Annotated in this window: 12 protein-coding genes; 6 read left to right on the top strand and 6 right to left on the bottom strand. The window is 53.5% G+C overall.

The genetic code is table 11. The annotated features are described in order from the left end of the window. Nucleotides 1-154: 154 nt before the first annotated feature. The 4 genes from NL324_RS06975 to NL324_RS06960 are packed head-to-tail and all read left to right on the top strand — an operon-like array spanning nucleotide 155 to nucleotide 2,656. The gene (locus NL324_RS06975; protein WP_253306886.1) at nucleotides 155-373 is read left to right on the top strand and encodes a hypothetical protein; all 219 of its coding nucleotides are present in this window, start codon (nucleotides 155-157) and stop codon (nucleotides 371-373) included. Beyond that, nucleotides 370-876, top strand: a complete 507-nt coding sequence (locus NL324_RS06970) for a DUF2924 domain-containing protein (protein WP_253306885.1) — start codon at nucleotides 370-372, stop codon at nucleotides 874-876. The genes NL324_RS06975 and NL324_RS06970 overlap by 4 nt, the downstream gene beginning before the upstream one ends. After that, on the top strand, nucleotides 873-2,228 hold the full coding sequence (locus tag NL324_RS06965) for a recombinase family protein (RefSeq protein ID WP_253306884.1): 1,356 nt from the start codon (nucleotides 873-875) through the stop codon (nucleotides 2,226-2,228). Before NL324_RS06970 ends, NL324_RS06965 begins: the two co-directional genes overlap by 4 nt. Continuing rightward, nucleotides 2,225-2,656, top strand: coding sequence for a hypothetical protein (locus NL324_RS06960; RefSeq protein ID WP_253306883.1), 432 nt, complete (start codon nucleotides 2,225-2,227; stop codon nucleotides 2,654-2,656). Before NL324_RS06965 ends, NL324_RS06960 begins: the two co-directional genes overlap by 4 nt. Here NL324_RS06960 and NL324_RS06955 read toward each other — a convergent pair. From NL324_RS06955 to NL324_RS06935, 5 genes are read right to left on the bottom strand one after another with little or no spacing between them, the layout of a single operon-like run. Then, entirely contained in the window at nucleotides 2,647-3,165 is a 519-nt protein-coding gene (locus NL324_RS06955; protein WP_253306882.1) for an immunity 42 family protein, read from the bottom strand. The genes NL324_RS06960 and NL324_RS06955 overlap by 10 nt on opposite strands. After that, nucleotides 3,162-3,977 (bottom strand): immunity 42 family protein, encoded by an 816-nt coding sequence (locus NL324_RS06950; RefSeq protein WP_253306881.1) that lies wholly within the window; start codon nucleotides 3,975-3,977, stop codon nucleotides 3,162-3,164. Before NL324_RS06950 ends, NL324_RS06955 begins: the two co-directional genes overlap by 4 nt. Further along, on the bottom strand, nucleotides 3,974-6,205 hold the full coding sequence (locus NL324_RS06945; RefSeq protein ID WP_253306880.1) for a hypothetical protein: 2,232 nt from the start codon (nucleotides 6,203-6,205) through the stop codon (nucleotides 3,974-3,976). Before NL324_RS06945 ends, NL324_RS06950 begins: the two co-directional genes overlap by 4 nt. Nucleotides 6,206-6,218: 13 nt before the next feature. Next, nucleotides 6,219-6,524, bottom strand: a complete 306-nt coding sequence (locus NL324_RS06940; RefSeq protein WP_253306879.1) for a hypothetical protein — start codon at nucleotides 6,522-6,524, stop codon at nucleotides 6,219-6,221. A gap of 5 nt (nucleotides 6,525-6,529) precedes the next feature. After that, nucleotides 6,530-10,837, bottom strand: a complete 4,308-nt coding sequence (locus tag NL324_RS06935; protein WP_253306878.1) for a polymorphic toxin type 17 domain-containing protein — start codon at nucleotides 10,835-10,837, stop codon at nucleotides 6,530-6,532. Nucleotides 10,838-10,886: 49 nt separating this feature from the next. On the opposite strand from NL324_RS06935, the gene NL324_RS06930 reads away from it, so the two are divergent. Together NL324_RS06930 and NL324_RS06925 are read left to right on the top strand one after the other, a co-directional pair. Beyond that, a complete protein-coding gene (locus NL324_RS06930) occupies nucleotides 10,887-11,186 on the top strand; it encodes a transposase (protein ID WP_253305847.1) in 300 nt (99 codons plus the stop codon). After that, nucleotides 11,102-12,052 carry an IS3 family transposase gene (locus tag NL324_RS06925; RefSeq protein ID WP_366516351.1) on the top strand — a complete coding sequence of 317 codons (951 nt, stop codon included), beginning with the start codon at nucleotides 11,102-11,104 and terminating at the stop codon, nucleotides 12,050-12,052. Before NL324_RS06930 ends, NL324_RS06925 begins: the two co-directional genes overlap by 85 nt. Before the next feature lie 37 nt (nucleotides 12,053-12,089). On the opposite strand, the gene NL324_RS06920 is transcribed toward NL324_RS06925, so the two are convergent. Next, entirely contained in the window at nucleotides 12,090-15,923 is a 3,834-nt protein-coding gene (locus NL324_RS06920) for a two-partner secretion domain-containing protein (protein ID WP_253306877.1), read from the bottom strand. Nucleotides 15,924-15,971: the final 48 nt, after the last annotated feature.

Below are 15,971 nucleotides of genomic sequence, written 5' to 3'. Positions count from 1 at the left end.
ACCAGCCCGTTGTCACCGAATGCTCAGAGCCCATCAGCTGTCAAATTCTGTCAACGCTAGCCCGTACTCCCCGCCAGCGGCTAGAAATCTCTGCCTAGCATTCCAGTGTGGTGATCGGGATGATAGCGTTTATTGAACCCCTGGAGTGCTACCGATGGAGACCATCCACTCATTACTGCCCGCGCAAATGACCCCAGAGCAGCGCTGCCTAGCCATCGCCGCCATTCTGGCCACTGGCCTGTGCCGACTGCGGGCTAAAAACAGCGGTATAACCCCGGATAAACTTACAGAGCGTCAGGTTTTACTTGGCTTTCGCAGCCAGCCGAGCGTTCATAGGGGCCCTGCTACTCTCTCACCCAAGGAACCTGCATGAAAATTCGGAGAAGCAGCCCTTCGAGCGGCGCCTCAGTGATGGCACAAATTGTTAATCTGCCGCAACTGGGGATGCCAGAACTCAAAGCGCTATGGCAACAGCTCTTTAGCAGTGAAGCCCCCACCCATAATCGCCGCTTTCTAGAACGGCGGATCGCCTACCAGCTGCAGCTACTGGAGTACAGCAAAACCAATCAGCCGCTAGTCACGCGTAATCAGCAGCGTATTGAGCAGCTAATCGCCCTAGAACAACAACCATCGCCAAAGCGCGCCGCCAGTCGGGCGTTGCTGCCGGGGACACTCCTGAGTCGCCACTACCAAGGGGTTGATCATCAGGTGGTGGTCCAGGACGCTGGCCGCTTTATCTATCAGGGGAGGCCCTACAGCAACCTGTCGCAGCTAGCCAGAGAAATCACTGGCACCCGCTGGTCGGGGCCGCTATTTTTTGGCCTAAAAGCGCGCCCTAAAGGCTCCACCGCGACGAAACAGCGGGGTGGTCGATGAACGAGGTGATTCAGCAACGCCAGCGCTGCGCAGTCTACACCCGCAAATCGACTGATGAGGGGCTAGAGCAGGAGTACAACTCCATCGATGCCCAGCGGGATGCTGGTCATGCCTACATTGCCAGTCAACGCACGGAGGGCTGGCTGCCGGTGGCGGATGATTACGACGATCCCGCTTACTCCGGCGGCCATATGGAGCGTCCAGCCCTGCAGCGGCTGCTGGCAGACATTGAGGCGGGGCAGATTGATATCATTATTATCTATAAAATTGACCGCCTGACCCGCAATCTCAGCGATTTTTCCAAAATGGTCGAGCTATTTGATCGCCAAGGGGTCTCCTTTGTCTCGGTAACCCAGCAGTTCAACACCACCACCTCGATGGGGCGGTTGATGCTGAATATCTTGCTCTCCTTTGCGCAATTTGAACGGGAGGTGACCGGCGAGCGCATCCGCGATAAGATTGCCGCCAGCAAACGTAAAGGGATCTGGATGGGCGGCACCCCACCGCTGGGCTACGATGTTCAAGATCGCCGCTTAGTCCACAACCCGGCAGAAGCCCAACTGGTGCAGCAGATTTTTCACCGCTTTATAGCCCTGGGTTCTAGCACCTTGTTAGTGAAAGAGCTACAGCAAACGGGCGCCACCTCCAAAAGCTGGACCACCCAGCGGGGACAGGTTCGCCAGGGCAAACTGATTGATAAGAGTTTGATCTACAAATTGCTCAATAACCGCCTTTATTTGGGGGAGCTGCAACATCAAGGGCAGTGGTACCCGGGGGAGCAGGCAGCAATCATCGATCAAGCCACCTGGGATAGCGTCCAGGCGATCTTGGACACACACCGCCGAGTCCGCAGCAACCACACCCGGGCCACGGTGCCTTTTTTGCTGAAGGGGTTGCTGTTTGGCAGTGATGGCCGGGCACTATCGCCCTGGCAGACGGTCAAGAAGCAGAGTGGCCGCTGCTATCGCTACTACATCCCACAGCGGGATGCCAAGGAGTACGCGGGGGCCTCAGGCGTCCCCAGGTTACCGGCGGCACAACTAGAGGCAGCAGTCTTTGAGCAGCTACGCCGCCTACTGCGCTCCCCCGATTTACTGGAACCGATACTAACACAGGCCCAGCAACACGATCCCAGCCTGGATGAGGCCCAAGTCACAGTAGCGATGATTCAGTTGGATACTGTGTGGGCAGAGCTGTTCCCAGCGGAGCAGGCAAGGATTTTTAAGCTGTTAATTGAGAAGGTGGTGGTCTCAGCGGATAATTTAGAGGTGTGCTTACGGGCTACCGGCCTGCAACGCTTGGTCGGTGAGCTGCGCCAACCGCAGGTCCAAATAAAGAAAACCGCCGCATGAAAGAGATCAGGATCCAGAGCAGTGGTGAAACAGGCGTGCTGACTGCCAGCGATGGCCGGGTAACCTTATCAGTGCCTATCCAGATCAAGCGCCGTGGCTGGCATAAGGTCGTTAGGCTGCCGAACGGCAACCCACTAAAGCCACCGTGCCCAGAGAAGCCCACGCCACTGCAGTTAGCCTTGGCCCGCGGCCACCGCTGGCTAGCGCTGCTGGAGTCAGGCCAGGCGTCCAATCTAGCCGAGGTCGCCAAGCAAGTGGGGGTGGATAGCGCCTATGTCAGCCGGATAGTCAACCTCACCACCCTGGCACCAGATATCGTTGAAGCTATCCTTGATGAGACTTTGCCGTCCACCGTTACCTTATTCATGCTAGCCTCTAATACGCCCCTGCTGTGGGAGGAACAGCGGCAAAGGTTCCGTTATCGATAACCCTTGCCGCCAGTTTGTTCAAATCGAGTGACTTTCAAAGGGCCCGGGTAATTCCTGACTATCTCTTGGCTACAAAACTCGACCTCTTCGATTTTTGGCAGGCTATTAATCAAGCGTTCAATAGTTCCTCGAGGGTAACGTTGTTCTTGAAAGGTTTCGGCATAATCTGTCGAATAAAAAAATCGATCATCCTTGGTGGTAAACCCTAAACAACAACAGAACCCAAAATCTTCCAACATACCCACTTGTAGCCGGATAATACCGGGCGGCGGTTCTACAAAATCAATTGCTGCCAGCGCACCTGAAGCTAGCTCAGGGGGCTGCTTTGATAACCCAAGCTGTAAACTGCTCTTTAGCCCCTCGAGCGTGGGGTATAGATCGACTAAGGTTCCTTGTCCCGGCAATAACCTTTCATCAATCACAAAGTTGATCATGCCATACTTAACCGTATCATAAATCGCTACTAGCTCAAGCTGGATGCCGATAACAAAAATATCGCCATAAATCATTTGATTGACCACCCGAATTCTTTATGTAAACTGGCTTTCACATCAAGAGGCAACTTCAGGGGATTGCTACAGTGATTGGTACTGCCGCTCCAGTAATAATCCCCGGTATGGGTCGGTGAGAAGCGATGAATATGACCCTCGGCATCTTGGGTATACCGATGTAGTATCGCTTTGGGTAGTCGACGTGAAGCTTCAAAGAGTCTTTGACAATGCGGGGGTACATTCTCCAATTGCTTAACTTTATCATTCATCCATTGTTCGCTTAATACCAGAGGGGATTGATGATCATTGCTGCTAGAGTAATCCCAGTCGCTGGTTTGTTTAAATCCAGTTGCACTTAATTGCCCTACAAAATCTTTGACTACATCTTGGCTACAAAAGTCAATATCTTCTATTTTGGGCAGGCTGTTAATTAACCGTTCAATGGTCCCCTGGGGGTAACGTTTTTCCTGATAGGTCTTACCATAATCCATAGAATAAAAAAATCGATCTTCATTGCCATCAAATCCTAGGCAACAACAGAATCCAAAATCTTCTGCCATGCCAGATGACAAATGAATAACACCTGGGGGTTCATCTAAAAAATCAATTTGCTCTAAAGGCAGCATTCCGATATCGGGCATCCTTTTTTTTAACCCAAACTGTAGGCTATGCTGTAAATCTAAAATTGTTGGGTAAAATTCTATCCCCATCCCCTGACCCGGAAATAATTTCCCATCAAATACAAAATTAAACATTCCGCACTTGATGGTATCACAAACCATCCCTAACTCTAGCTGAATACCAATAACCAAAACATCACCGTAAATCATTTAATTTTCCACCCAAATTCTTTGTCCAGCTTTGCTTTTACTTTATTCGTTAAATCCAATGGATTGTTTTTATCGGCGGTACTACCATTCCAGTGATAAATACCATCTCTGGTTTGGGCGAAGCGGTGGATATTACCTGCTGGGTCTCTAGTATACCTAACAGTGCTCCCGGGCAGCGCTACTGAATCACCGAATAGCTCCTGGGAGTTTCTGGGCTCAATTCCTACACGAGGGTCAAATCCTTGCCCTCCGGGGGTGTGTTTCTCATTGGAGTGCACACTCAAGCCATTATCAGCAGGCACCGTCGAAGGGATTGGTAAGCGGTTATCGACACCATTCCCAGCCTTCCTTGCCTCCATTATAAGATCTTTGAAGTGCGTTTCTGGAATTGATTGACCAGGGAGAGTGGTTGGCTCTGTTTCAACAATCGGTAAACTTACTGTCGTCGACAGCGGCTCAGCGGCCGGGGTAGTATATTTATTAGGCTGCTGCTCTGCCGTTGGGGTGGTATATCTGTTGGGCAGCGCATCAGGGATTTGCTTCTCACCAGTGTGGTTTGGTAAAGTTCCTGAAGGAAGTGCTGAAAAACCGGCGGGCAGGTACTTATCCTGTAGGGATTCCAGGTAGCGTTTGCTGCCTTCATAGTCATGCAGCGAGCGCCTCACGAGCAGCTGCTCTTTATCCGCATGGGTCATATGCTGATTGAGCTGAATCTCCATGATACACAGCTCAACCTCTCTTCCGCGCTGACTGCCGCGTTCAGCCACCACCTGTTCCATGGCCTTCCTGCCAGCAAGTATTTCTTTGGCATCTCGGTAGTCTTGATGCCCCTCTTGAACCACAGAGGCTGTCTTAGCTAATAGGGCCCCTACGGCACTCCCAACAGCTGCTGTGCCCACTGCAGTGGCAGTTATCGGCGCTCCAATTGCTGCCAGACCCACCAGAGGCACTGCGGCGGCGCTATTGTTCTCTGTTTCAATAGTTGCCGCCGCATTGGCCAGAGCCGCCTCGCCGCCGAGGGCGTGGGTGGTGCCGGTGATGAGGGTGGAGACGAGGTTTTTGCGGGCTTCCCGCTCCGCTAGGGTGAGTTGACTGCTGGTTTCCCCATAGGCGCTGTCTATGAGGTTGTTCAGGACCACGCTGGCACTAGCCCCCAGGGCGGCGGGGGTGGCGCTCTGTCCTTGGGCGGCGGCGCCAGCACCAGCCAGTAGCCCCTGCAGGGCAGTGCGGGCCACTTCACTGTTCATGCTGTCGGCTAGCAGCTTAATCTGCTGGGCACCGTAGCTTTGAATGACGTTGACGGTGGCTGCTTGCAACATCTGGCCGGTGCTGCCGGTGATGTTGCCGCCGGCAGCCAGGGTCAGGGCGCTCATCAGAATACGTCCTTGGCCGCCCATCTCCCACAGCTGGTTCTCTTGTAAGCGCTCCTGTAGCGCCGCTATTTTTTGGGTATTTTGCTGCTCGAGCGCTTTGCCTTGCTCCTCGGTTAAGTCCGTTTGCGTTTTCGTCTGCTCCTTAGCTCGATTGTCTAGGAAAGTGCCGACTTCGCGGGTGATGGCCTCGACAATCTGGAAGCCCGCTTTTATCTCTTCTAGGTTGAAGCTGTTGGATAGTGCGTTGCTGCTGTCCTGTTCACTGGTGACGCTGGCATCGAAGGCGGCGATGGCCTGCTCTGGAGTTTGGCCGGTGAGTGCTAGTTGAGCAGCGGGATTGGTAAGGGTGACGGATTGCCCGGCGCCGCTAATACCACTGCGGGTGGTACTGCGGTCGTGGCCACTGGCGTTCATTACGATGGGTATGGTAGCGGAGAGGCCATGGTGGCTCGGCAGCCCACTGCCGGGTACCTGCAGGGCTCCTGGAGCGGCTTGCCCTGACTGGTTTTTGCCAACACCCCCATCCTGCAGGGCGGGCTGACCTGGCTTCTGGGGATGTTGGCTAAAACCGATGCCACCTGCGATACTCTGGGCATCATGGTTGTTATAGTTGTCAAGCTGGCTCTGGGTTAAGGTGCCGGTTACCACGGAATTGAGGTCGTCGGTCACTGCCTGTTCATTGCTGGCGATGTCGGCAGCTCCCAGGTGGAGGTTGAGTTTTATCGTCACTTGGCAACCCTTGTCGCCCGCCTTGAGGCCAGCCTGCTGCTGGACGCTTTTAAAATCGCTGCGGTAGTTACTTTGGTTGACATTAATGCTGCCACTACTGTAATAGGAACGACGCGTAAGTTGCACGGCATAACTCGTGTTAGTGATTTGATGGCTTATTAGTCGTTTCATCAACTAAATGAAGGTCCAGCAGCTCACCAGTGGGTGATACCTTAGCATAGGAGCCATTATAAAAATCTTCTCGTTTAAAACGAACCCCCGTGGGAATGATTTCACCCGTGCTGAATCCGGCAACACGTTCTACATCATAGATATATACATCATAACCTTCTATCTCCTCATTCTCTTTTCCTATCCCTAAAACTATTCCTTTAAATCCTATATATTTTTTAGTTTTATCGTTTCCAGATATTATTTTAACTTCCTGGAAAAAATCAATTTCCATGAATATCACCTATGAGTTATTTTGCCATCTAAGGAGACATTTATATGTTTTCCATCACGGCTAGCCCACCCCAATTGCTTTTGCCCTCTATCTGAAAAAATAACATCCCATTCAAATGGTTGCCCTGCTGTACGAGAGGGGCCTTTAGTCCATTCGTTACCGAACCTATCAATATATCCCTTGTTTACACTCCTGCGCAGCGATTCATTTGGTGCATAACCTTCACGTGGAACAAACCTTATTTTCCCCTTGGTTGGCAACTGAGCCTCTTTAATTCGTCCCTTGACGCTCCATATTTTATTTACTGGATTAACGGAAGGCTGAGGACGATTGACCTGGTAAATGCCATGGGTTCGGCTATTTATCTGTCCAGCTTGCCGGCTAAATTGCTGGGTTGCACCTGCCGTAGCCGTAGCTAGCTGTGGGCCGTGGTGTGTACCCTCTTTGATGGCCTTAGCAACCCATTTTCCACCCTGTTTGATGGCTTTGTAGCCATGGCCGGCCAGGTTACCCACCAACGCTCCGATAATGTACTGCTCGCCGCGCTCAAGAGCAATTTGTTCTAGAGTTTTTTCACCACTACGTAGAGCAGTAACATCTTGGTGGATGTAGTAAGCAGTCAGTGCCTTATCAGCTATCCACATGGTCCCCAGGGCAACAGGAATTAACGGGGCAAAAACGGCATTATTCTCTGCTTCAATAGTTGCCGCTGCATTGGCCAGGGCGGCCTCGCCGCCGAGGGCGTGGGTGGTGCCGGTGATGAGGGTGGAGACGAGGTTTTTGCGGGCTTCGCGCTTCGCTAGGCTGAGAGTGCTGCTGGTTTCCCCATAGGCGCTGTCTATGAGGTTGTTCAGGACCACGCTGGCACTGGCCCCCAGGGCCGCGGGGGTGGCGCTCTGTCCTTGGGCGGCGGCGCCAGCGCCAGCCAGTAGCCCCTGCAGGGCAGTGCGGGCCACTTCACTGTTCATGCTGTCGGCTAGCAGCTTAATCTGCTGGGCGCCGTAGCTTTGAATGACGTTGACGGTGGCCGCTTGCAACAGTTGGCCGGTGCTGCCGGTGATATTACTGCCGGCGGCGAGGGAGAGGGCGCTCATCAGAATACGTCCTTTGCCGCCCATCTCCCACAGCTGGTTCTCTTGTAAGCGCTCCTGTAGCGCTGCTATTTTTTGGGTATTTTGCTGCTCGAGCGCTTTGCCTTGCTCCTCGGTTAAGTCCGTTTGCGTTTTCGTCTGCTCCTTAGCTCGATTGTCTAGGAAAGTGCCGACTTCGCGGGTGAGGGCCTCGACAATCTGGAAGCCCGCTTTTATCTCTTCTAGGTTGAAGCTGTTGGATAGTGCGTTGCTGCTGTCCTTATCACTGGTGACGCTGGCATCGAAGGCGGCGATGGCCTGCTCTGGAGTTTGGCCGGTGAGTGCTAGTTGAGCAGCGGGATTGGTAAGGGTGACGGATTGCCCGGCGCCGCTAATACCACTGCGGGTGGTACTGCGGTCGTGGCCACTGGCGTTCATCACGATGGGTATGGTAGCGGAGAGGCCATGGTGGCTCGGCAGCCCACTGCCGGGTACCTGCAGGGCTCCTGGCGCGGCTTGTCCTAACTGGTTTTTGCCAACACCTCCATCCTGCAGGGCGGGCTGCCCTGGCTTCTGGGGATGTTGGCTAAAACCGATGCTGCCACTGATGCTCTGGGCATCATGGTCGTTACGGTTTTCAATCGCGCTTTGGGTTAAGGTACCGGTCCCCCAGTGATTGAGGTTGTTGATCACTGCCTTTGCACTGCTTTTGAGGCCGCCGCCTCCCAGGTGGGTATTGAGTTTAACATCCCCTTGGTAACCCAGGTCGCCCGCTTCGATGCCTGCCTGCTGCTGGACACTGGCAAAATCATGGTGGTAGTTACTCTGGTTGAAATTAACGCTGCCACTCGCCATGGGACCGATATCTAGGTTTATCCCAATCTGCCGCTGTTCACCCTCCTGGTGGTCGGTGTCTTCCAGGCTTTCAATCGTGCAGTTGGCGCCACAGCGCACTTTGACGTTCTGGGCGCTCACCACCCCCTGCGCGAGGATATTGCGACCACTCTCTAACTCGATTTTTTGGCCGGCCCGCGCCTGGGCGAGCTGGTAGCTGCAGCTCTCCCCTTGGCTGCTGCCTTCGCCTTCACTCATCCCCATTACGAGGCCTCGGCCAACACCGAATGAGTGGCTGCTGGAGCTCTGACTACTTTTCTGCCGGCTGCGGTTTTCACTGGCCAGCAGTTTCAGATCGCCGGCAGCGGTTATCAGTCCTCGCTCCTTGGCTTGCAGGTCGCCCTGTATCGTGGCATTTCTCCTGTTTGCTTGAATGAGGAGGTTTTGTCCGGCCACCAGCGAGCGCTGGGCGGTGGTGTGGTGCTCACTGCTTTCACTGTGACTTTCACTACTGCCGAAGGTGGCGGTGACGTTAATTCCACCTAGCTGTTGCGGCTTGCACTGCAGGGCATCATAGGTGTTCTTAGCGGCCAGGCCACCGGCCGCGGCGGCTAAGGCGTGCATCCGTGGATCGCTGGTCTGGCTGACGGCACTCTGCAGCTGTTTAGCCGTTTGGAGAGCGCTCAGGGCCGGGTTGCTGACACTCACGGTGAAGCCGCTGGTGCTGCTGCTACTTTCCTGGGTGAGTTGCAGTTGGTTGTGCTCATCCAAAATAGCGAGCTCCGCGGCAGTGATTTCAACATTGCCTTGCGGAGCCACCACCTGACTAGCGAGCTGCTGGTAGTGCTCCAGGGCCTGGATAGTCACATCGCCCTGTAAGCTGCCGACACTACTGCTATTATGAGTAATGCCCGCCCGCTGCTGCTCGAGGCTCTGGCGCTGGCTGCCAATACAAAATGAGGCCCCACCCGTGGAGAATAGGCCACTTTTTTTCTCCTGCCGAGTGTAGTGTTGCTGTTGGTGATTCTCGGCGCTGGTGATGCTGATAGTGTTGGCGACCAGGGTGGTTTGTCGATCACTCACCACGCTGGAACCATCCACGCTGATGTGGCCTTGACCGGTTTTTTTCGCCTGATCCCCAGCAATCATTGTCACCTGACGGCCGCTGAAACTACTCCCAAGGGCCATGCTTTGGTGGCGAATATCACGGGTGCGGATGGTCTTGCTACTAAAAAAACCCTCTTCGGTGTGCTTAGTGGCATGATCATAATCCTCTGTAGCTTCGCCACTGAGGAGTTCAAGCTGCTGAGTAGCTGCCACCTGCACAGCCCCATCACGGCTGCTCACTTGAGCGGCGGTGGCTTGGAAGCGCTCACCAGCCTGACAGCGCACATCACCGACAGTTTGTATTGAGCTGCCCACCGCTGCGGTGCGACTTTGGTGTAGAAAGTTGTCGGCATCCTGGACCCTGCTCTGCTGTTCTTCGCTACGCAGGGTATCTAGCGTGAGATGGCGGCCGGCGGTGAGGGTGGTGTGGCCAGCTGCGCCACGATTTCTGAGCTGCACGGCGCTCAAGCAAACATCCTGTTGAGCTGCCACTTGTAGCTCACCTTGCGGCGCTTCTACTGCCAGCTGCGCTTCCTGGGCTAGCACCTCCTGGCCAGCTACCGACCGATCGCTTCCCCTCCAGTGGCTTTCCTTATGGTGGCTTGCTTGGCCTGCTTGGATATCGATATTATTGCCAGCCTGAATACGCAAACTACCAGTGGCACGTTGGGGGTCGGCACTGCTTGTTGCTAGCGACTCAGCCGGCAATAGGCTCTCTTCGCTGCTGCTAGGAGCAGTCATAGCGGGGTCACGCTCCCGCCTGAGGCTGAGAGCCCCTGAATGATTCACACGGATGCCACTGCTTAACTGGGCAGCTATGGCAGTGAAATTATGGCCAGCCTGGAAGCTAATATCGCCAGCGGTTTTCAGTTGACTACCCACATCACGGCTGCTGCCTTGCGACTGGGTGTAGTAATGATCGATGTGTTTATGCTGCTCCCCCACCTGGACCGCGCCAAGGTTAATATCACGACCGGCGGTGAATCGGGTTTGACCATCCACCCCAGCATTTAGGACGCGGGCGGCGGTCAGGGTGATATCGCGCCCCGCGGCGGCCTCTAGTACCCCTTGTGGTTGCAGGACATACAGCCCTGCCCGCTGGCCTAGGGTGGTGTGACAATGGCTCTCATGATAGCCTGGACGGTCGCTACTCGTCTTGCTGGTGTGCGTGACCGTCTGGTTGATAAAGTCCCGCTTGGCACGAAGCCGGAGGTGCTTCTCGGCGCCGAAGTTGCCCCCTTGGTTATGTATATCACCACGCGCCGTGAGGTGATTGATCTTGCTACCCTTTAACGGACACAACGAAGAGGAACAAAGCGTATAATTTTTTGTTACTTTTTGAGGTGAAGTTATGAATCAAGGGGAATCAAGGAGCTATGATAAGGAATTCAAGCTGAATGCGGTAAAGCTGTATCACAGCACTGGTAAAACGCTCTGTCAATTGAGCGAGGAATTGGGAGTTCCCAAGAGTACATTGGCAGGGTGGGTCCATCAGCATAACAAGGATGGTGCAGAGGCTTTCCCGGGCAAAGGATACCTGAAAGCGTCTGATGCTGAGCTCAGTCAATTGCGGAAAGAATTGGCGATAGCACGCGAAGAGAGGGATATCCTAAAAAAAGCCTTGGGCATCTTCTCAGTGGCCCGCAAGTAAAATACCAGTTTATGCAAAAGCATGCTGGGGAATTCAGCGTAGAGAGGATGTCCAACGTGTTAGGTGTATCCCGCAGTGGCTATTATCAGTTTATCAAGGCTGAGCCATCCAAGCGCTATTGTGAGGATGAGCGTTTAATATCTGAAATTAAAGAGGTTTATACCATAAGCAACCAAATTTACGGTAGCCCACGTATCCATGCTGAGTTACGAGCTAGAGGTGAGCGCTGTTCACGCAAACGGGTTTGTCGGCTAATGAAAGCAGCCCATATTGCGGCTAAGATGAAAAAACGATTTAAGGTAACCACAATAGTCGATCCAAAGGCCGCAGTGGCGCCTAATTTACTCAAGCAGAAGTTCACAGCCACTCGCCCTGATCAATACTGGGCAGCAGATATTACCTATATTCCGACCCAAGAGGGATGGTTGTATGTTGCTATCGTACTGGACCTGTTCTCTCGTAGTATCGTGGGGATGGATATGCAAGCTCACATGACCACCGAGTTAGTAGCCGCAGCATTACGCCAGGCAATAACACGGAGGAAGCCTGCTGCAGGTCTCATCCACCACTCCGACCGAGGCAGCCAGTATACCAGCAAAGGATTCAAGGCTGTATCGGCGCATCACCAGATAACGCTTAGCATGAGTAGTACGGGCAATTGTTATGACAATGCAGTAGCAGAGAGTTTTTTCCATACCTTAAAAACAGAGCACACCCACTTTGAACGTTTTGAGAGCAGAGAACAAGCCAAATTGAGCATTTTTGAATACGTAGAAGTGTTTTATAACCGACAGAGACGGCACTCAACGCTAGGCTATCTGTCTCCTGTAAATTTTGAAAAAAATTGGTTATCCCAGGTCGCTTAAGGTTTCTCTTCTCTGTGTCTAAAAAAAGGTGGCAAGATCAGTGAGCGACTATCGGGATATAGACCTGTGGATATAACACTTCGGTCGTCTGGTCAGATGTCAAGGTGGCCGGCTTAACTACCGGCCAGACAATAGCCTCAGTCAACTGGGCTTGTTGGGTGGTCGTCAGGGGTTTACCTGGGGTAAGCTGTAGTGCTCGGGCAGTAGCAATTCCTTGGGTGACTAAGGCCTGTTGCTGCTGGGCATCACTGTGATGGCCGGGTAAAAAACGGTGGTTTGTCAATTCGATGACTTGGTCACGTAGCCGCTGCTGCTCGTGAAAACTATCGCTATAGAGTCTGGGTAGGGCCTCCGTGTTCAGGCGGAGCTCCTGGAGTAGGTGCTGGGTACTGAAGCCGCTGTGATAGTTGATAAAGCGCGGATCGGTAGTAATCAATGGGCGATTGCTGGCACTGGCATCAATGGTAAACAGACCACTGGTGGGCAGGATTATCGGGGCATTGCTACTGCGAATCACCATCGCTAGCCCGCTACTAGGATGGCGCGCCAGTGCGGCCACTTCGCTGATGGCTGGCAGTGGGTTGAACGGTGCTAACTGCCCATGGTCAGTGGGCTGTAAGGTTAGCTCCGTCCGTTCAGCGATCTGTAGGCCACTGCCCGTCGGGCGGGTGTTGCGCTGCTCTACGGCAAGCTGGATGGGGGTTTTTTTGCAGTCATAATAGGGCAAAGGTGTGTCCCAGCAGCGATCAGTTCGTTGCCTAAAGCCACCCCGCCATTCGGTATAGGTAAATTCTGAAGTGCCAGAATATTCAACCTTCCGGATCCACTCAGGTTCACCGTTATTGATCGTCTTCAAAGAGCCAGTCATGGTTCCACCCATCACTACCTGGCTTTTATCGTTTTTGAAACTATTTCCAGTCAGCCTCAAGTTACCACCAATCAATACTTTAGCGGGATCTCGATGGATTATTTGCTTTTCAGTCGTCTTGATACTGTAATCAAATGCGGTGTAATCATTCGGTCTATCAGTACGTGGACTAGGCTCTGTACGTCGTAATCCAGCACTATAACCGACTTGCACCTCACGGCTTTTAAAATGGATATCACGGTTATTGAAGATACCAATGTTGAAATGAGCGTCACCTTGGATATCTATGGTAGCGGACTCATTATTTAGTGCAAAGCTTTGGCCAGTCACCTCATTTTTATTGACCAGTTTTTCACCGATAACGGCTGGGTTCCCACTAAAAATGAGTGCACCATGCTTATAGTTGTGAATATACTTTGCGCCAATCACCAAGCGCTGACGGGCGGCAAGGGTGGCTGGCAACCAATTAACGCCATCAAAACACTCTGAGTGGTTGTTCAGGGTGGTGTGGGCACCAATAGTGATGTTATCTCCGTACAGCCGACTGCCACCAAAATTGTTGACAAAGTTAGCGCGTATCTCCACATGCTCCCCATCAATCAATCCACGGTTTCGTACCTCACCATCTTGGGTGTCGCCACCCCGCACTAGTGTCTGTTGGGCTTGAATAATCCCCGGACCATAATTACGAAAAATATAAGCTTGTGCCGTTAACTGCTCCCCCGCTTCCAGCCGACCGTAGTTATTCAGTTCACCGTTGGCGGTGAGTACCAGGTTGTTCTTGGCCTTGAGCTGCCCGTCCAGTTTTTTCGGCTGATCGCTGGTGAGAGTCACCTGCAAATCACTCCCCGAGGTGATCGGTCCCTCCCCATTGATGCTGCCACTGTGGATAGTCAGCTGCTTTTCAGCGTGGATAGCACTTTCGGCATCGTTATTGATGGTAGCGATCGTGAAATCGGCCTCGTCCTGGATCTCAATCGTTGACGATTGATTAGTCAGAGTGAGGGCTTGACCCGTCACTTGTTGCTGATCAAGTAGTTGCTTACCAATCACTGCGGAGCCCTGACTGGCGATCTGCGCGTGGTCGTCATTGTGCAGATGCTGGGTGCCGATCACTAAACGCTGCCGGGCAGCAATGGTAGCGGCCTGGTTGTTCAGCGTGTGGCTGGCCCCAATCGCCAGCTGATCTCCATTCAGTTGGCCGCCACCCAGATTATTAATGGTGGTAGCGCGCACCTCAACGCTCTTGCCATCAATCAGCCCGCGGTTTTGTACCTCACCATCCGGGATATCTCCACCCCGCACTAGCGTCTGTGGGCTTTGGATAATCCCGGTTGCTTGATTACGCAGGATAGGGGCTTGTGCTGTTAACTGAGCGCACGCTTCTAGCCGAGCATAGTTGTTCAGTTCACCGAAAGCGGTGAGTGTCAGCTGACCATTGGCCTGTAGAACTCCTGTGAGATCTTGGGGCTGCTCGCTGGTAAGGCTTAGCTGTAGATCGCCGGTAGCCTTAAGTTGACCCTGACCACTCAAGCGACTGCTCTCAATCCTCAAGTTTTGGCCGTTGATGACACCCCGACGATTCAGCAGCTGGCCGGTGGTTAAGCTGATTTTCTGGCCGACAATCCCTTGCTGAGTAGCGGAGTGGCTGTTGATAAGTGTTTTCCCGTGAGTATTGACGGTGAGTGTGCTGCCAGCCTGTAGTAACCCCTGGTGGTTATTAAGCACACCGCTCCGTACCTGGAGTTTGCCACTGCTGCTCAGGGTACCCTGACGGTTATCCACCGCCTGTTTTTGTGTATCGACGGTAAGTCGCGTACCTGCGGTGATGACGCCTTGAACATTGCGCAGCGCCAAACTGCGGCAGTGTAATGCTTTAGTGGCCCGTAACTGCCCCTGATGGTTGTTGATAGGTTGGCTACTCGTTATCTTCAGTGTTGAGCCGACTGAATTGATCTGCCCTTGGCGATTATCCAGGCCTGCGATCTCCAGTTTGAGGGTGTCGTCACTCTGGATAGTCCCGTTATTCGTTAGTAAGCCTTGATTATTAAGGAAGAGTGAACCGGCATTGGCTTGCAACAGGCCACTATTGCGCATCCCCACGCCGTTCTCGGTGCCGACGATGAAAATATGATGGGCATACATACCACCCAGTTTAGCGACATCAAGGGCAAACTCAGGCGCTTCAGTACTACTGGCGATTGGAGTAGCTTGACCGTTATCCACTTTGACGAGGTTATTGCCGGTAGTGACCCTCAGTTTTTTGGCGTGCACTGCCGCATTCAGTTGCACTGCTTGGGCGAAGATGTGGGTGTAGTCGGCGGAGCGGGTATCTAACCCCTCGCCATCAATCTTAATGAGACCACCGGTCACCCGATAGCTGTCGAGGTGCCCATTTTGCAATTGTGGGGTACCGGTGGTCAGGGTGACGCCACTGGTGTTGATAAAGCCACCCCCTTTGACATAAATCCCTGAGGGATTGGCTATGACCACGTGGGCTCGTTGCCCGGCCACCTCGATAAAGCCCCGCAACAGGCTGGGGTTGCTGGAGTTGACTTCATTCAGAATGATCTGGGCGGGGCCAGTGGTGAGGTGAGGGTTGCCAGCGATAGTGCCGGCTAACTGGGTGTGCACCGCTTGGCGGCTGTTATTGAGAATGGCCCCTGCTGGCTCGACATCAAAGCGGCTATAGGTGTTATGTGAGATCCCGGCGGCATTGGGTGTTTGAATATTGACCAGGGGTGAGGCCCCATTGGGGGCGGTGACGACGTTGGGCTGTTGGGCGCTTGGGGCGTTGGCATCGGCGACGATAGTGGCGTCCGCTCCAGGCATCCAGCCGAGGGTGACGATCAAAACGAGAGGCAGGGTACAGCAGCGCCACCGGGACTGTCTGGGCACGCTGCCAGCGCTACTCACGTGACCTGGCGTCCGCGCCAGTTCGCCGACGACGATCGCTTGGCCGCGTGGTCGATTGAAGATAACCCGAAAACAGCGCTGATTCATACCTGACTCCTAATGTCCCTATCAAGGGTATTTATGACTGGACCACGG

Source organism: unidentified bacterial endosymbiont (genome assembly GCF_918320885.1).
GTDB lineage: Bacteria > Pseudomonadota > Gammaproteobacteria > Enterobacterales.
This window is presented reverse-complemented; position numbering and strand designations above follow the sequence as displayed.